This window comes from Hydrogenimonas sp. (assembly GCF_029932565.1).
Classification (GTDB): domain Bacteria; phylum Campylobacterota; class Campylobacteria; order Campylobacterales; family Hydrogenimonadaceae; genus Hydrogenimonas.
Genome location: NZ_JAOZPV010000046.1, coordinates 1 through 14,262, shown reverse-complemented (window position 1 = coordinate 14,262; position 14,262 = coordinate 1). Strand labels below are relative to the sequence as shown.

The 14,262-nt window shown below is 53.8% G+C and carries 18 protein-coding genes; 10 read left to right on the top strand and 8 right to left on the bottom strand.

From position 1 onward, the window contains the following. The coding region (locus Q1K24_RS06585; protein ID WP_300367789.1) for a DUF4395 family protein at positions 1–332 on the bottom strand (332 nt) is incomplete at its 3' end. Positions 333–469: 137 nt separating this feature from the next. Here Q1K24_RS06585 and Q1K24_RS06580 point away from each other — a divergent pair. Together Q1K24_RS06580 and Q1K24_RS06575 are read left to right on the top strand one after the other, a co-directional pair. Beyond that, positions 470–2,185 (top strand): copper resistance system multicopper oxidase, encoded by a 1,716-nt coding sequence (locus tag Q1K24_RS06580; RefSeq protein ID WP_300367786.1) that lies wholly within the window; start codon positions 470–472, stop codon positions 2,183–2,185. A 128-nt stretch (positions 2,186–2,313) separates the two neighbouring features. Then, on the top strand, positions 2,314–3,033 hold the full coding sequence (locus Q1K24_RS06575; RefSeq protein WP_300367784.1) for a copper resistance protein B: 720 nt from the start codon (positions 2,314–2,316) through the stop codon (positions 3,031–3,033). Here Q1K24_RS06575 and Q1K24_RS06570 read toward each other — a convergent pair. Together Q1K24_RS06570 and Q1K24_RS06565 are read right to left on the bottom strand one after the other, a co-directional pair. Beyond that, positions 3,008–3,415, bottom strand: a complete 408-nt coding sequence (locus Q1K24_RS06570) for a DUF255 domain-containing protein (RefSeq protein ID WP_300367781.1) — start codon at positions 3,413–3,415, stop codon at positions 3,008–3,010. The genes Q1K24_RS06575 and Q1K24_RS06570 overlap by 26 nt on opposite strands. Positions 3,416–3,451: 36 nt before the next feature. Beyond that, on the bottom strand, positions 3,452–5,458 hold the full coding sequence (locus Q1K24_RS06565) for a copper-translocating P-type ATPase (protein ID WP_300367779.1): 2,007 nt from the start codon (positions 5,456–5,458) through the stop codon (positions 3,452–3,454). 119 nt (positions 5,459–5,577) lie between these two features. Here Q1K24_RS06565 and Q1K24_RS06560 point away from each other — a divergent pair, with 119 nt between their 5' ends. From Q1K24_RS06560 to Q1K24_RS06535, 6 genes are read left to right on the top strand one after another with little or no spacing between them, the layout of a single operon-like run. Continuing rightward, positions 5,578–5,874, top strand: coding sequence for a hypothetical protein (locus Q1K24_RS06560; RefSeq protein WP_300367775.1), 297 nt, complete (start codon positions 5,578–5,580; stop codon positions 5,872–5,874). A gap of 7 nt (positions 5,875–5,881) precedes the next feature. Further along, positions 5,882–6,691 (top strand): DUF692 domain-containing protein, encoded by an 810-nt coding sequence (locus Q1K24_RS06555; protein WP_300367772.1) that lies wholly within the window; start codon positions 5,882–5,884, stop codon positions 6,689–6,691. Continuing rightward, on the top strand, positions 6,681–7,358 hold the full coding sequence (locus Q1K24_RS06550) for a putative DNA-binding domain-containing protein (RefSeq protein WP_300367769.1): 678 nt from the start codon (positions 6,681–6,683) through the stop codon (positions 7,356–7,358). Before Q1K24_RS06555 ends, Q1K24_RS06550 begins: the two co-directional genes overlap by 11 nt. Further along, positions 7,355–8,011: a response regulator transcription factor gene (locus Q1K24_RS06545; protein WP_300367766.1), complete on the top strand. Its 657-nt coding sequence runs from the start codon at positions 7,355–7,357 to the stop codon at positions 8,009–8,011. Before Q1K24_RS06550 ends, Q1K24_RS06545 begins: the two co-directional genes overlap by 4 nt. Then, a complete protein-coding gene (locus tag Q1K24_RS06540; RefSeq protein ID WP_300367763.1) occupies positions 7,992–9,179 on the top strand; it encodes a HAMP domain-containing sensor histidine kinase in 1,188 nt (395 codons plus the stop codon). Before Q1K24_RS06545 ends, Q1K24_RS06540 begins: the two co-directional genes overlap by 20 nt. Beyond that, entirely contained in the window at positions 9,130–9,483 is a 354-nt protein-coding gene (locus tag Q1K24_RS06535) for a hypothetical protein (RefSeq protein ID WP_300367760.1), read from the top strand. The genes Q1K24_RS06540 and Q1K24_RS06535 overlap by 50 nt, the downstream gene beginning before the upstream one ends. Before the next feature lie 3 nt (positions 9,484–9,486). Here Q1K24_RS06535 and Q1K24_RS06530 read toward each other — a convergent pair whose 3' ends face one another. The 5 genes from Q1K24_RS06530 to Q1K24_RS06510 are packed head-to-tail and all read right to left on the bottom strand — an operon-like array spanning position 9,487 to position 12,223. Then, positions 9,487–10,056: a DUF4136 domain-containing protein gene (locus tag Q1K24_RS06530; RefSeq protein ID WP_300367757.1), complete on the bottom strand. Its 570-nt coding sequence runs from the start codon at positions 10,054–10,056 to the stop codon at positions 9,487–9,489. Beyond that, entirely contained in the window at positions 10,057–10,614 is a 558-nt protein-coding gene (locus tag Q1K24_RS06525; RefSeq protein WP_300367754.1) for a DUF4136 domain-containing protein, read from the bottom strand. A gap of 6 nt (positions 10,615–10,620) precedes the next feature. Continuing rightward, the gene (locus Q1K24_RS06520) at positions 10,621–11,166 is read right to left on the bottom strand and encodes a DUF4136 domain-containing protein (protein ID WP_300367751.1); all 546 of its coding nucleotides are present in this window, start codon (positions 11,164–11,166) and stop codon (positions 10,621–10,623) included. A 50-nt stretch (positions 11,167–11,216) separates the two neighbouring features. Then, a complete protein-coding gene (locus Q1K24_RS06515; RefSeq protein ID WP_300367748.1) occupies positions 11,217–11,507 on the bottom strand; it encodes a hypothetical protein in 291 nt (96 codons plus the stop codon). Between the two features lie 38 nt (positions 11,508–11,545). Further along, a complete protein-coding gene (locus Q1K24_RS06510; RefSeq protein WP_300367745.1) occupies positions 11,546–12,223 on the bottom strand; it encodes a response regulator in 678 nt (225 codons plus the stop codon). An 82-nt stretch (positions 12,224–12,305) separates the two neighbouring features. On the opposite strand from Q1K24_RS06510, the gene Q1K24_RS06505 reads away from it, so the two are divergent. Together Q1K24_RS06505 and Q1K24_RS06500 are read left to right on the top strand one after the other, a co-directional pair. Then, positions 12,306–13,457 carry a sensor histidine kinase gene (locus tag Q1K24_RS06505; protein ID WP_300367743.1) on the top strand — a complete coding sequence of 384 codons (1,152 nt, stop codon included), beginning with the start codon at positions 12,306–12,308 and terminating at the stop codon, positions 13,455–13,457. 135 nt (positions 13,458–13,592) lie between these two features. After that, the coding region (locus tag Q1K24_RS06500) for a hypothetical protein (protein ID WP_300367740.1) at positions 13,593–14,262 on the top strand (670 nt) is incomplete at its 3' end.

Genomic DNA, 14,262 nt, shown 5'->3' with positions numbered 1-14,262 from the left:
CCGATGATCCCCTGTGCGACGCCATCCATACCGGCCAGATGGGCAGCCAGCGCGGCCAGTGTCATCGCCAGGCCGATTTTCGCGGCGAAAATCTTCGGCGCCGCGTCGACGATCACGGGTTCTCCCAGCCGTTCGGCGGCCGGTTTGGCGAGGTTGGCGAAAAGGCTCAGCGGCCGGTGGAACGATCGGGCAGAAAAGTCCGCGAGCAGAAGAGCGAGCCACAGAATGGAAGGGTAGGCGATATAGAGACCGGCGACCATGAAAACGAGAGCGCCGACCAGCCGGGCGACTCTTTCGTTGACGCGTTCGTTCGAGATGGGACAGCTTGCCATCGTAAGCCTTTTATTACTTTTTATGATGTCAGTGTAACAATTGAAACTTAAATAGGAGTAAATTACTCCGGATTGACGCTTCCACACAGTTTGCACGTTAAACCGGCACAATGGCGGAAAAAGAGAAGGAAACGAGAATGAACCGACGAGCCTTTTTCAAGCATACGATGCTCTCCGCCGCGGCGGCGGGAATACTCCCCCGCCTCGCCTTTGCCGAAGGGAAGGTGGGCGTGCGCCGTCCCACCGAGGTGCTGGAGGGGCCGGAGTTTCATCTGACTCTCGAAGAGACGGTGGTCGACATCACCGGCACGCCCCGCATCGCCACGACGATCAACGGGATGCTGCCCGGGCCCACACTGAAATGGAAAGAGGGGGAGGAGGTGACGATCCACGTCACCAACAACCTCGAAGCCGACAGCTCCATCCACTGGCACGGCATCATTCTGCCCAACGCCATGGACGGGGTGCCGGGGATCACCTATGACGGCATCGCTCCCGGAGAGACCTTCACCTACCGTTTCACGGTCCGCCAGAGCGGCACCTACTGGTACCACTCCCACAGCGGTTTCCAGGAGCAGACGGGGCTGCACGGGGCGCTGGTGATCGAACCGAAAGAGAAGGAACCCTTCGACTACGATCGGGAGTATGTCGTCTCGCTCTCCGACTGGAGCGACGAGAAGCCCGAAAGCATCTATCGAAAACTGAAAATCCAGAGCAACTACTACAATTTCAACCAGCGTACGCTCGGCGATTTTCTCGACGAGGTGGCCGAAAAGGGATTTGTCGAGGCGTTCAGGGCGCGGAAAATGTGGAACGAGATGCGTATGAGCGACCGGGACCTCTCCGATATCACGGGGTATACCTACACCTTTTTGATGAATGGCATGACCGACGGGGATGACTGGCGCGCACTTTTCGCAAAGGGAGAGAGAGTACGGCTCCGTTTCGTCAACCAGTCGGCGATGACGATTTTCGACGTGCGGATACCGGGCCTGAAGATGACCGTCGTCGCGGCCGACGGCAATCCGGTGCAGCCGGTGACGGTCGACGAGTTTCGTATCGCCGTGGCGGAGAGTTACGACGTGATCGTGGAGCCGGAGGAGAAAGCCTACTGCCTCTTCGCGCAGAGCATCGATCGTTCCGGTTTCGTGGGCGGGACGCTGGCCCCGGACGCAGTCACAAAAGCACCCCGGCCGCCGATGGACGAGCCCCAGCCTCTGACGATGGCCGACATGGGGATGGGCGACGGGAAGGGCATGGCGATGAAGGGGATGGACCATTCGGCCCATGGGATGCCCATGGAAAAGATGGCGATGAAAAAGATGAAACCCCCGTGGCCCGTTACCCCGCTGCCCGAAGAGCATGGCGTGGCGTGGACGATGGAGGCCCGGGACCCCCGTTACCGGCTCGACGACCCGGGTGTGGGACTGCGCGGCAACGGCCGCCGGGTGCTCACCTACGCGGACCTGAGAAACTACCATTCGACAGAGGAGGATCCCGAGCCTGACCGTGAAATCGTACTGCACCTGACGGGCAACATGGAACGCTATATCTGGAGCATCAACGGCATCAAATACGCCGACGCCGAACCGCTGCGGTTTCACTACGGCGAACGGCTGCGCATCACCTTCATCAACGATACGATGATGCCCCATCCGATGCATCTGCACGGGCTCTGGAGCGACCTGGAGACGGGTGACGATACCCGTCTGGTGCGCAAACATACGGTGCTGGTGCAGCCCGGCAGCAAGATCAGCTATCGCGTCACCGTCGACGCCAGAGGGGCGTGGGCCTATCACTGCCACATGCTCTACCATATGCTTGGAATGTTCAGAAAAGTGGAGGTGGTATGATGAAATGGCGTAAAAACCGAGTGATACGACACAATTCTCGCTCTACGGTGCTTCGCAGCCTTCGGCCCACTCCGTTTTGGCTAAAAATCGCCAATACCTTCGGAACCCTTCGGGCAGGAGCGATTTTTTTGACGCCAAAACTCCGTTTGCTCTCGCAGGTTTCGCTGCGGTTGCGTCGTATCGCTCTCTCTTTGGTTATGGGGATGGGAGTTTTGGCCCATGCCGGCGGTATGGAGGATGATCCGCTGCGCGCCACGATCCTGGCCGACCGGCTGGAGTGGCAGGCGACCGACGGCGATCCCGTCGCCTGGGATATCGCCGCCTATGCCGGGTACGACCTGAACAAACTCTACTTCTATTCCGAAGGTTCGACACAGAGTGACGAGACCGAGAGCGAAAACGAACTGCTCTACAGCCGGGCGGTCACGCCGTTTTGGGATGTGCAGGGCGGGGTGGAGGTCGATCAGGCCGGCAGCGGGCATGAAACATGGGGCGTCGTGGCCGTGCAGGGGCTGGCCCCCTATTTTATCGATACGCGTATTCGCCTCAAAATCGGCGAAAAAGCGGTCGGTGTCAATTTCGACTTCGAGTACGAAGCGCTGCTGACCCAGCGGCTCATTCTGACGCCGCGCATCGAGATGGAGGCCTACAGCGACGACGTGCCCGAACTCGGCATCGGTTCCGGCTTCTCGTCGCTCGGGCTCGGGCTTCGGCTGCGGTACGAGTTCGTCCGGGAGTTTGCCCCCTATATCGGGGTGGAGTATGTCAACAGTTTCGGTGACACGAAAGATCTCTATGGCGGAAGGGAAGATACCCGGTTCGTTACGGGTGTCCGTTTCTGGTTCTGACGTATTCTTCCAGTTTCTTCAGAAACGCCGGTGCCTTGGCACCGCCGACGATGGCACGGCCGACATGTTCGCCATTGGGCTTGACGATGTAGAAGGTCGGGGTTCCCAGTACCTTGAAACCTTCCGGAACCGTCTCTTCGTTGATGTCGATATCGACGGGAACGAAGTGGAGGGTGATGAAGTTGGCCAGCGTTTCATCCTCGAAAACGTTATCTTTCATATAGTTGCACATCCGGCAGTTCTCCTGAGAAAACATCACGAAAACGAGCTTGTTCTCTTGCGCGGCCTCTTTTCTGGCACTATCGTAACTCTTCGCCCACTCGAAATCGGCCGCCAGCAGGGTGAAAGCGGCGGCCATCATCAAAAGCGCTATCTTTTTCATCGATCCTCCTATGTTTGGGATGGGTTCCAGGCAATTTTACCCTTTTTTGAGCAGTTGGGCGTTGATCGCGACGACGACGGTACTGACCGACATCAGTACGGCACCGACGGCCGGGTCTATCACGACGCCCCATGGCGCCATGACGCCGGCGGCAAGCGGAATCGCCACGATGTTGTAGCCGCTGGCCCACCACAGGTTCTGCACCATTTTTCTGTAGGTCGCCCGGCTGAGGCGGATGGCGTGCACGACGCTGAAGAGATCGCTTTTCGTCAGAATGATGTCGGCGCTCTCTATCGCGATGTCGGTGCCCGCTCCGATCGCGATGCCGATATCGGCCGTCAGAAGAGAGGGGGCGTCGTTGATGCCGTCGCCGACCATCGCGACCACTTTCCCCTCTTCGCGGATCGCTTTGATGATATGCAGTTTTTCGTCCGGCAGCAGCCCGGCCCTGTAGTGGTCGATACCGCACTGTTCGGCGACATCTTTCGCTACGGCTTCGTTGTCGCCGGTCAGCATCCAGGTTTCGATGCCGAGAGACCGGAGTGCCGAGATGGCACGCACCGACGTTTCGCGGATCGTGTCGGTCAGGAGTATCACACCGGCCACGCTGCCGTCGACGACGACCCACACTTTGGTCGATTCGCTCGCCTCGTAGGATCTGAGAGCTTCGGGAAGTGTGAGCGACTCTTTCGCTAGAAGCTGCGGCCCTCCCACCATCACCTTTTCGCCCCCGACATCGGCTTTGGCGCCGATGCCTGCGAACGCCGTGAAATTTTCGGTTCTTTCCGGTTCGATGCCCAGTTTTTTCGCATATTTGACGATCGCTCTGGCGATGATGTGCTCGGAATTCTCTTCGATCGATGCGGCATGGCGCAGAAGATCGTTCTCGTCGGCGAGCGCCACGACCTTGTCGACGGCGAGTTTGCCTTCGGTGATGGTTCCTGTCTTGTCGAAACAGATGGCGTCGATGCCTTTGAGGGTTTCGAAGGCCTGGCGGTTTCTTATGAGTATGCCGTTTTTCGCCGCCATGGAAGTCGAAATGGCCACGACGAGCGGCACCGCCAGGCCGAGGGCGTGGGGACACGCGATGATGAGAACCGTGACCGTGCGAAGGACCGCATCCATCGGCGAAGCGATGGCTGCCCAGACGGCGAATGTGACAGCGCCCGTCGCGGCCGCGGCGTAAAAGAGCCAGGCCGCCGCCCGGTTCGCCAGATCCTGCGTGACCGAGCGGCTCTCCTGTGCCTCTTTGACCAGTCCGATCACCTGGGAGAGATAGCTCTCTTCGCCGCTTTTGGTGATTTCGACCCGCAGCGCGCCGTCGAGATTGGTACTTCCCATGTAGACGCCGCTTCCCTTCTTTTTGTAGACGGGTTTCGATTCGCCCGTCAGAAACGCTTCGTCCGTCATGCTCTCGCCCTCGACGACCCTGCCGTCAGCGGCTATCTTTTCACCGGGACGGACCAGAATCGTGTCGCCCTTTTCGAGCCGGCCCACTTCGACCTCCTCCAGTGCACCGTCTTTTTTGACGCGTGTGGCGGTTTTGGGCATCATCTTCACCAGATCCTCCAGGGCGTCTGCGGCGCCCAGCACGCTTTTGGCCTCGATGTAGTGGCCGATGAGCATGATGTCGATCAGTGTCGCCAGTTCCCAGAAAAACTCTTTGCCGCCCGGTATGACGAGCGTCATGGCGGAGTAGAAGTAGGCGACGCTGATCGCCATCGAAATCAGCGTCATCATGCCCGGTTTTTTCGATCGTATCTCGTCGACCATCATCGTCAGGAACGGTTTCCCGCCGTAGAAGAAAATGAACGTCGAGAGGACGAATATGACCGCTTCCCGATAGGGGATGTCAAGCCGGAATCCGAACCACTGCCAGATCATCGGCGAAAGCAGAAGAATCGGGATGGTCACGATGGTCGATACGATGAAACGCCGTTTCATATCTTCCATGTGATGCAGATGACCCATTGTCGAATGGCCGTGGTTCCGATCCGTTCCGTGCCCGTGGCCTTTTTCGGAGCCTGTATGTGTATGTTGCATGATGGCATCCTCCTTTTTCCTCCATTGTAGCGACGGAGCGTGGAAGCAGTGTGTATAGGTGTTGCACACTGCTTCCACAGAAGCTCTCTACAATGGGATATCTCAAAAAAGGATTGACAATGAAAAAGAGAACGATGAACCGGCGCGAAGCGATGACGGTTATACTTGGGGCGATGGCGGCAGGAACGACGGTTGCGGTCGCGGGGATGAACGGTTGCGGCAGCGGCAAATGCGGCAGTGGAATGAAAGGCGACAAAAATGTTTCTGGTATGAAAGGAAAATGCGGTGCGAAAATGAAAAAAGAGATGGAAGCCATGTCCGGCAAATGTGGAGCGCAGATGAAGGAGAAGCGCAGGAAAAAAGAGGCCGTCAAGGGAAAATGCGGCACCGGCAAGTGCGGCGGCAGTATGAAATGAGAGCCGGATGAATGCCATCGAAGGGTGCGGACTCGGACTGCGGGAGAGTTTCGCCGATGAAATAGTGAGCGTGGCGGATCGTATTGATTTTCTGGAGATCGTTCCGGAAAATCTGATGCATATGAACCGGAGAGAGCGGAAGCGTTTCGAGCGTATCCGTGATCGTTTTCCCGTTATCGCCCACGGGCTTTCGCTTTCTCTCGGAGATACGTCGAATATCGATATCGATCATCTGCATCGTCTGAAAGATTTTCTCGATGCCTGGGATATCGATGTCTACTCGGAGCATTTGAGCTTCACTTCGTTCGACGGTGTACAGAGTTACGAACTGCTGCCGCTTCCGATGACCGACACGATGGTGGATGCCGTCGTCGCAAAAATCGACAGAGTTCAGGAGATACTCGGGCGGCCGCTCATCATCGAAAATCCGACCTACTATACGGTGCTTGAATCAACGATGGATGAACCGGCCTTTATCGGCGAGATTTTGAAACGCAGCGGCGCGAAGCTGCTTCTGGATATCAACAATCTCTTTGTCAACGGCCACAATCACCGTTTCGACGTCATGGCGTTTCTCGATGCCGTCGATATGGAGAGGGTGGCGTACTGCCACGTAGCCGGGCATCTGGAGTATCGGGACGACCTTTTCATCGATACCCACGGGATGCCCGTCAAAGAGGAGGTATGGGATCTGATGCGCCAAGTGATGGCGAAAAAAGCTCTTCCTGTACTGCTGGAACGCGACAACAACATTCCTCCGCTCAAAGAGCTGATGGAGGAGTTCGAAACGATGAAAGCGATTTACGATGGAGAGTGACAGAGCGCTGCTGCGTCGGTTTTTCGATACGGTACGCGCAGGCGGCAGAATGGAATATGCCAACGCAGATATCTACAGGAAGCTGATTTTCTATCGATTCGACGAGACGCTTTCCGCATCGTTTCCCCTGTTTCGCCGACAGACAGGCGACAAAAAGTGGAAGAAGCTGGTCGAGGATTTCATCGTCTGGGGGCCGCAATCGCATTACGTATGGAAGTCGGCCGGCAAGTTCCGATGTTTTCTTCTGGAAACAAAAAGGGTGGGACGGCGCCATAAAGATCTGCTGTGGTTCGAGTGGCATTCGCTTGCACTGAGCCGTCTCGATCCGATCGAACCGTCTCTATCCGGCAAGTTCCGTTTTTCCAGGTCGTACCGACTTGCAGACTCCGTCCGTCTCAGACGGCTGCGATACTCTATTCATACGGATTGCCGAAAAACGAGAGGGAATTTCTGGACACTGCTCTTCGTTACCCGGAAAGGTGAAGTCTCGTGGATCGAAACAACACCGTTTATAGGCGAGCTTCTTGCATCGTGCGATGGGGGTGAACCGCTCAAAAAGGTGGTCGAGCCTATCGCAAAACGATACGGTGTCGCGTACAAAGATGCCAAAGCGATTTTAGAGAGACCTCTCGCCAGTTTTATGGATGAAGGTATAATAGTGGCATGAAGATACTGCTGCTCGAAGACGATACGATGCTGGGTGATCTGGTGGTCGACCACCTGGCCGAAAAGGGATACGAGGTCGACCATTTCGTAGATGGAGAAGATGCGGAAGATGCCATATTGTCGCAAAAATATGATCTGCTCCTTCTTGACGTCAACGTGCCGGGCATCGACGGTTTCGAACTTCTCGCTTCGTTACGGGCACGGAAGGATATGACGCCGGCCGTGATGATCACGGCGCGCAACCGGAGTGCCGATCTGAAAGAGGGGTTCGATCTCGGATGCGACGACTACATCAGAAAACCGTTCGAATTCGAGGAGCTCGATGTGAGAATCGAACATATTGTACGGGTGTACGGTTTGAAAAAAGAGGAGAAGATCGAACTGGGCGACAGCCTCTTTTTCGAATCGCTTCACCATCGGCTCGTCGTCGATGGCGAAGAGGTGCCGCTGACTCCGAAAGCTTCGGAAGTTCTTCACTATCTTTACAGACATGCCGGCCGGATCGTTTCACGGGATGAACTGATCCAGAATCTCTGGAACTACGATGAACAGCCCAGCGATGCAACACTCCGCAGCTATATCAAAACACTCCGCAAACATGTACCCAATATTGTAACCGAAAGGGGTGTCGGCTATGGCTTTAAACCCCTATGAAAAACGCTCTTTCTACCGTTTCATAGTAGTCTATCTCGGGGCGGGATTGCTGGTGGTGGCGGCGATGTCGTTTCTCTTCTACCGTATCGACACCGAATCGATCCGTGACCGCACCTTCGCGGACCTGCGGATGCTCGCCACGCAGATCGCCACATCGGCGGTCGATGCACAGATGCGGGGTACACCCTTCAAAGTGCCTGATACGATCGGCTGTGACTATCTGCTGCTTGACGGTCGGAACAGGCCGATCGAAGGATGCCTGACGGAGCGGATGGATCTGACACGCGACTTTTATATCGAGAATGGATGCGCCTACTATGTCGACCGCAGTGCACACGGTCATCTGAATATCGCGTATATCATCGTACGCGATTGCCGTTATGGAGAGAAGATTGCCGCATGTGCCGAACGTGTTGCCATGATGGGGCTTCTTGCCTATGGATTCATCATGTTGGTGGGATGGTATCTGGGGCGGCTTTTTCTCGAGCCGATGCGTGCAAAGATGGAGGCGATGGACCGTTTCATCAAAGACAGCACCCATGAACTCAATACACCGGTGACGACGATGTTGCTGGCACTGCAGAAAATCGAAGGAAAAGAGTGCAAACCGGCCCATCTCGAAGCACTGCAGATGAGCGGCAGGCTTATCGCACGCATTTACGAGGATCTAAGCTTCATGCTGTTGCGTGGCAATGAGCTGGACAAAGCTCACCTGAAACCGGTGGACGTTTCGAGCGTTGTGAAGGAGAGCGTCCTCTTTTTCTCCATACTGTCGGAGCGGAAGGGGATCGATGTGACGGTACGAACCCACTCGTGCATCGTAGAGGCCGATCCCCATCATATCAATCTGCTGGTGAAAAATCTTCTCGACAACGCCATCAAATATACCCGGCGTGGCGGACGCATTTCGATCACGCTGGAAAATTGCGTACTCGGTGTCGAAGATACCGGAATCGGGATTGCCGAAGAGAAATTGACAGCCATTTTCGGCCGGTTTCACAGAGAGAGCGATGTGGAGGGAGGTTTCGGCATAGGCCTCAGTATCGTCGATAAAATTTGCAACATGTATGGCTACGGCCTGCGCGTGACTTCGGAAGAGGGGAAGGGGACTCTGTTCAATGTCGATTTCGATACAATGTCACAAAAAAAACCGAAGGAGAGAGGATAAAAAGGTTCTATTGGCGCTTTCGCTGGCCATTACCGGTGGGGTTTACGCGGAAGATATCGTCCTCGAAGAGGACGAGGCCAATACCCATCAGGGCAAACAGCCGGTCCAGGTCTGCTGGAAAGTGCACACCGATGCGACGGGAAAACGGATTTTCGGAGCCGTCGTAGGTGGTGTCTTGGCCATGTTCGGCAAAGGAAGCGGCAATACGGCGGCCACTGTCGCGGGCGCTGCGATTGGAGCCAGAGCGGCCAAAAAACACGCCCAGAACAATCCCGGAGTGGAGTGCCATACCGAATATCGGTAGAGACTACCGCTTTCTGTCGGGAAAGCTTGTAAAGACTTTTCCGACTACCTCCCTGATAAACGCTTCCCTCTCTTCTGCGCTTTTGAACCGTTTCAGCTTGTCGGTCATTTTGGCGTTCCAGAAAACGATGTTGTTGTCGTGCGGGTCGATCGCTTCGACAATGATTTTTCCTTCGCTCTCTTCGAACGACTGGGTCGATTTCCCGACGACGTAACTGTAGCCGTAGCTACCGTAGTAGGGGCTGTAATAGGTGGGTGCGATGCCGAGGATGCGGTAGTCGTTGGAGAGCTGCCGGTTGTCGGTGGCACCCAGGTGGTATGTGACGATGAAATCGGCTTTGGATTTGTCCGAAACGACGCTGTAACCTTTCTTCTTCATCTCTTCGGCGATGGCTGCATCGAAAATCTTCTGGGCGCTGGTAGTGCGCGGGTCGTCGATATGCGGGTGTATGATGGCGACCGTTTCGAGTTTGGAGAAGTCGTACGATTCGCTGGTTTTGCTTTCGAGCGTATGGCCGGAACATCCGGCGAATAGAAAGAGCGCCGTCAGTGCGGCAAAGAGGGTTTGGATCATCTATTTCTCTCCTTGATGGGTTGGTGGAAAATGTTTCAGAATTTCGGTAACAATTTCTTCGGTGTATTTCATTCTCTCCTGCGGTGTTTCGAAACTGTGCAGTCGGTCCGTCGCGAGGCCCCGCCAGAAAATTTTGTTGCCGTCCGGATCGATCGCGTCGATGACGATTTTGGCTTCCGTCCAGGTGTATTCGCGTGTGACAGGCACCATCCCTCCGCCATAGTAATAGGGGTAGTAATACGGGTAGATACCCACCATTTCATAATCGGTTACGAGCTGCCGTTTTTCCGTGACGTTGAGATGAAAAACCATCAGGAAGTCGGCATGATCGCGGTCGGTGACGACAAAACCTTTTCGCTGCATTGTTTCCCGGATCGCCATGGCAAAACGCTGCTGGGCCAGCGAAATCGTTCCATCGCTGCTCTGGGCATAGACGATGGCCACCTTTTTGAGACCGGAAAAGTCGTAGGAGGGGTTATAGTCGTGATCGACATGAAGGCTGGAACAGGCACTCAGAAAAAAGAGTGCCAATACGGATAAAAACAGTCGAATCATCATCGGCTCCTACGATGCATGCGGAAACTTTTCGAGAAGTTTATAGATAATGCTGTTCCAGAAGCTTTCCCGGCTCTGGGGCGAATCGAAATCGGGTATCGTTTTGACGACTTTGGTGCTCCAGAAGATTTTGCCGCTTTTGGGATCGTACATGTCGATGCGTATTTCGACGTTGTCGCTGGTGGGAGTGACCGAAGTGCCGACGCTTCCGCCGCCATGACTGCCGTAGGTGCCGACGCCGAAGCCGAAACTGAAATTGGACGGTACATCCTGGACGACATAGACGTCGTAGTGGGCGATGAAGTCCTCGCCTCCGGGTGCCGTCGACCGATACCCTTTCGCCAGCAGGTTCGCCGTAATCGCTTTATGGATGCGTTCGGAATTGAGCGGATCGATGTTCGAACCCTGGCTTTCACTGACACTGAATGTGTGCAGTGCCTTCATCGAAAAGCCCGGGTTGTAATCGACGACCGGCGAACTGGATGCGCAACCTGCCATCAGAAAGATGAGAATCATCCAGGAGAAAACTATCGTGTATTGGCTGCGTTTCGGCATATTGCGATCCTTCACTCAATCTTTTTTCATTATAACACAGGAGAGTCCGTTTATCTTGCATGCGGATGGGTCATCCAGATCTCCGTCTCTTTTTCACTGTAACAGCGATTGTAACCGGTTTCCCACCCCTCTTTGTATTGGGGATTCTCTTTGTCTTCTTCCGAGATGATTTTGTAATTGGCCAGATTGTTCTGCCACCAGCGCTCGGCACTTTTGCATCCATCCTTGTACCCTTTGGCGAAAAGAGGAGGTTTGGATGCCAGGTAGGATTGTTGGGAAGGGCAACCGGTAAAGAGAAGAGTGAACGACAGAATAGTCAAATGGAAAATATTTTTGTTCATAAGAAAATTATATAGGAAAAAAGTTAACAAAAGAAATATCATGCAGAAATGGTATAGCCCATTCCATTGACATTGGTGATGATGTCGTCTCCTATCGTAATGCGGAAACGGGTAATGAGCGAGCGCAGTGTACTGTTGTCTTTGGGTTCGTTCCAGATATGCATGGCAAGCTGTTCATTGGAAACGATACTGTTTTTGTTGAGTGCCAGGAGCTCGATGAGTTTGAGTTTCGTCGGGGTCAAAGGCAACTCATATCCATCTTTTTCGAGCCTCTTTTTTACCCGGTCGAAAACAAAGCCGTTCTTTAGAACGATCTTTTCATCGCTCGGATTTTTCTTTGCAGGTTGCGCCAATGCGGTTTTGATCGTGGCGATGATCTCCCTTTCCCTGTATGGTTTCATCAGATAGGCGAAGGCATTGGCATCGATGGCGTAGTCGATCATCTCGTCGTCGGCGTAGGCCGTCAAAAAGAGAATTTTGCACTCCGGGTGCATTTTTCGAAGCTGAAGTGCCGCTTCCGAACCGGTCATCGCCCCTTTCAGGACAATATCCATCAGTACCAGATCGACGTTGCATTCCCTCAGTTTTTCGATCGCTCCTTCTGCCGTATCGCTGCTGCCGATAACATCGAATCCTTCCTGTTCCAGGATTTCACGCAGATACTGGGCCGAGATGAGGTCGTCTTCAACGATGAATATTCGATTGTTTTTGTTCATTGCGATATTGTATCAGGGGAAATTTAATGGGGAGCTAAAATTTTGCAACGAATATGCAACACTTCTCAAGTATAATACCGTTATGATCATAGCAAATATCAAACATTTTATCGAGACGAGCGATCACCGGCGGATTATGTTGATAGGGTTGCTGCTGGTTACCGCTTTTTTGTTTCTTCTTTTCTCTTTTCTCGCGCTCTATATGGGACATCGGGATGTGTTCAGGCTGAAGGTGGGGCTGGCTGCAGCCATGCTGGCACTCTTTTTCGGTTATAAAAAGTCCGGAAATACGACGCTGTATGCTTTGCTTTTTCTGCTGGTTGTCGAATTTGAGAGTGTTTCAGCAATGTTTGGGGGTCATTTTTTTGATTTCGTGACCATCTATCCCTTCTTCTCGGTCCTGGGATTTTTCTTCTTTTTCACTCTGGGCATGGCACTCTGGCTGACACTGGTGCACTATATCTTCTGGATCGCTTTCACGATTTTGCAGTACGATATCAACGCCGACAATCCCGTCTTTCATCTTGTACCGCTGATGAATATGATCTCCACGACGCTGGTGGTTGTCTTTGTGGGTGTGCTCTATCACATTTCGACGGAAATCACCTACGAGCGTCTTGAACAGGCCAACCGCCAAAAAGCGATACTCATCAAAGAGATTCATCATCGTATCAAAAACAATCTCAACAAGATCGCCTCGCTGCTGGGTCTGCAGATGCTTCGGCTCAAAAAGGAAAATTTGGATTCGCCCGAGGAGATTTTGCGGCGGAACAAGCTCCGGATCGAAACGATGGCAATGGTGCACGATGCCATTTACAAGGCTAAAGATCTCGAGAGTGTCGAAGCGGAGAGTTATCTCAAAAACCTCGTCAACCTTATCGCACAATCCTACGGGCGCAAGATCGCCACGGAAATCCATGCCAATGTCTCCCTCCCACTGGATAGAATGCTAAAAATCGGTATGATCGTCAACGAACTCTATACAAATAGTCTCAAACACGCGGTGGAGACCGAAAAGTCTCCATTTGTGCTTATCTCCCTCCATCGTTTCAACGGACAATGCAAACTGCGCTACAGCCAGACCGGCTTCATGCATGTCGATCCCGATAGACTGATCGGAAGCAAAGGACTTGGAATGACGCTGGTCAAACTCTCCATCGAGGAGATGGAAGGGAGGTACGAAGTCGCTTCCGAAGAGAGCACGCTGCTGCTTACCTTTACGTTCGACTGCTGATTGCAACAGATCTGCAACATTCTCCTTCTATAATTCATAACTGACGCGTTACACACTCTATGCCACCATCTGTCAAACGATAACGTAGAGAGTGTGTAACGTCCGTTCATAACAAAGAGAAAAAAGGAGGCTGCAATGTTTTCTCTATTTCGGATTCTGGTCTCTCTTCTGCTCGTCATTTCGATGATGGAGGGAGATGGCGGTGCGCAGAAGCGTTTGAACGGTGTTTGGATGACGCCGGACGGGTCTGTCAGGCTGGAGATAAAGTCACCGACACTGCTTCTTTACAATGGAGAGAAATACCGCTGCAGTATCGACGATCGTGCCATTTACGTATATGACAGCAGTGGCGCTTTCGTTCCCTACTTTTATCGGACCGATGGCACTTGGCTCGAGCTGCTTTATCCCGACCAAAGTGTCGTAATGTTTGTAAAAGAAAACGCGGTTGCCGGCCGTACGCCTTCTGCAAGGGTGCCTGGTGATTCTCCTTCGAAAGGGGCTGGAGTCCGTGGAAACGGCGGACAGAACCATCTGCTTCGGGGAAAGTACTGCACCTATTCCAGCAGCGGTATGTCCGGCTCGGGCAGCTACTCCAGTACCGCATGGGCCTACTTCGATGGCCAGGGGCGTTTTCAATACGGCTCCGGCTCCTACTACTCCGGCGGGGGTGATCTTTACGGCAACGAAGGAGCGGATGGTCAGGGTACGTATGAAGTGCAGGGAGATGTCATCGTTCTACGCTATCCCGATGGCAGCAGCGACAGGGCTTACGTGTACAACCGGGGTTCCGGAGGAAGAATCACCG

Bases quoted from the DNA above. Each gene is read 5' to 3' on its own strand.
- Q1K24_RS06565 (WP_300367779.1), bottom strand. From the start codon at position 5,458: ATGCAACATACACATACAGGCTCCGAAAAAGGCCACGGGCACGGAACG.
- Q1K24_RS06520 (WP_300367751.1), bottom strand. From the start codon at position 11,166: ATGCCGAAACGCAGCCAATACACGATAGTTTTCTCCTGGATGATTCTC.
- Q1K24_RS06540 (WP_300367763.1), top strand. From the start codon at position 7,992: ATGGCTTTAAACCCCTATGAAAAACGCTCTTTCTACCGTTTCATAGTA.
- Q1K24_RS06530 (WP_300367757.1), bottom strand. From the start codon at position 10,056: ATGATCCAAACCCTCTTTGCCGCACTGACGGCGCTCTTTCTATTCGCC.
- Q1K24_RS06560 (WP_300367775.1), top strand. From the start codon at position 5,578: ATGAAAAAGAGAACGATGAACCGGCGCGAAGCGATGACGGTTATACTT.
- Q1K24_RS06545 (WP_300367766.1), top strand. From the start codon at position 7,355: ATGAAGATACTGCTGCTCGAAGACGATACGATGCTGGGTGATCTGGTG.
- Q1K24_RS06505 (WP_300367743.1), top strand. From the start codon at position 12,306: ATGATCATAGCAAATATCAAACATTTTATCGAGACGAGCGATCACCGG.
- Q1K24_RS06525 (WP_300367754.1), bottom strand. From the start codon at position 10,614: ATGATGATTCGACTGTTTTTATCCGTATTGGCACTCTTTTTTCTGAGT.
- Q1K24_RS06580 (WP_300367786.1), top strand. From the start codon at position 470: ATGAACCGACGAGCCTTTTTCAAGCATACGATGCTCTCCGCCGCGGCG.
- Q1K24_RS06510 (WP_300367745.1), bottom strand. From the start codon at position 12,223: ATGAACAAAAACAATCGAATATTCATCGTTGAAGACGACCTCATCTCG.
- Q1K24_RS06535 (WP_300367760.1), top strand. From the start codon at position 9,130: ATGTCGATTTCGATACAATGTCACAAAAAAAACCGAAGGAGAGAGGAT.
- Q1K24_RS06555 (WP_300367772.1), top strand. From the start codon at position 5,882: ATGAATGCCATCGAAGGGTGCGGACTCGGACTGCGGGAGAGTTTCGCC.
- Q1K24_RS06550 (WP_300367769.1), top strand. From the start codon at position 6,681: ATGGAGAGTGACAGAGCGCTGCTGCGTCGGTTTTTCGATACGGTACGC.
- Q1K24_RS06515 (WP_300367748.1), bottom strand. From the start codon at position 11,507: ATGAACAAAAATATTTTCCATTTGACTATTCTGTCGTTCACTCTTCTC.
- Q1K24_RS06570 (WP_300367781.1), bottom strand. From the start codon at position 3,415: ATGAAAAAGATAGCGCTTTTGATGATGGCCGCCGCTTTCACCCTGCTG.